Genomic DNA, 982 nt, shown 5'->3' on the forward strand with positions numbered 1-982 from the left:
ACTATAAATGATGGATGTCACTTCAAATTATGCCAATAAGATTGCGTAGTTATACCAATCACAGTGAGTAAGTGATCAGTGATTTACTACGATTGGTATTAATAAGATTGTGAAACCAAAGACCGGAAATCTTTTGGTGTTTTGCCGTGATAGGTTTTAAAGGCGGTACTAAAATGCGCCGCACTTTTAAATCCGGATTCATAAGCAATTTGAGTAATCGATTTGTTCGATGTTCTGAGCTGTGTGGCTGCGTGGGCGATTCGCTTTATCTTCAAGAGGTTTGAAAACGAAAGGTCTTCCGCCGATAAACGGCGTTTAAGTGTGGCTGGTGACATCCCCATATAGCTGGCTAGGGTATCGAGTGAGATATTATTTTCTATATTCTGTTCAATGTAATGAATGACCTTTTGTGTCACCGTCAATCTAGAAATTCGGCTAATAATCGTTAATAGTTCCGGATACTGCTCAACCATTAAAGACAGCAAACCTAAGCCTAGCTGGGTGAGTGCGTAATCATTCTGAGTCGATGAATTGGCCAGGGACATGATGAGCTCTTTCAATTGGCAGATTTCGGTATCCGTTTGATTGAACTTAATGTACTTATCTGGAGTTTGAGTGGATTCTAAATCACTGAACTGATTTATGAACTTTTGGAAAATTGCCAAATCAAAATCTAAGCAAATCGCACTAAACTCACCATTTTCAGTGTCGACCGTGATGTCTTTAATCTGACCAGAATTGTAAAGCGTGAAATCTCCCGCTTTTAACGAGGCTTGGGTGCCATTGGGCAGCATAAAAGATATGCTTCCTTTCGATACCATAAAGATACCGTTTTTAGAGGCGGGGTAGCGTTCGCGTTTCCTGGGAATAAAGTTTCTGAATTGAGTGACCGTGATTGATGGCATAGTGAGCTTCTTTGGCGTTGTAGATTAATTGCTTTTTTTAGTATTGTTTAAGCATGAGACATTTACAAAAAAGGCGC

At 39.8% G+C, this 982-nt stretch carries 1 protein-coding gene; it reads right to left on the reverse strand.

What is annotated here, in order from left to right; translation table 11 throughout:
* Window positions 1–98: 98 nt before the first annotated feature.
* On the reverse strand, window positions 99–905 hold the full coding sequence (locus tag AB4653_RS25400) for an AraC family transcriptional regulator (RefSeq protein ID WP_009844793.1): 807 nt from the start codon (window positions 903–905) through the stop codon (window positions 99–101).
* Window positions 906–982 lie beyond the last annotated feature (77 nt).

Origin of the sequence: Vibrio sp. 10N.222.48.A3, assembly GCF_041475345.1 — a bacterium.
Lineage (GTDB): Bacteria > Pseudomonadota > Gammaproteobacteria > Enterobacterales > Vibrionaceae > Vibrio > Vibrio tasmaniensis_A.

Coding starts and splice junctions, on each gene's coding strand:
- AB4653_RS25400 (WP_009844793.1), bottom strand. CDS start 905: ATGCCATCAATCACGGTCACTCAATTCAGAAACTTTATTCCCAGGAAA.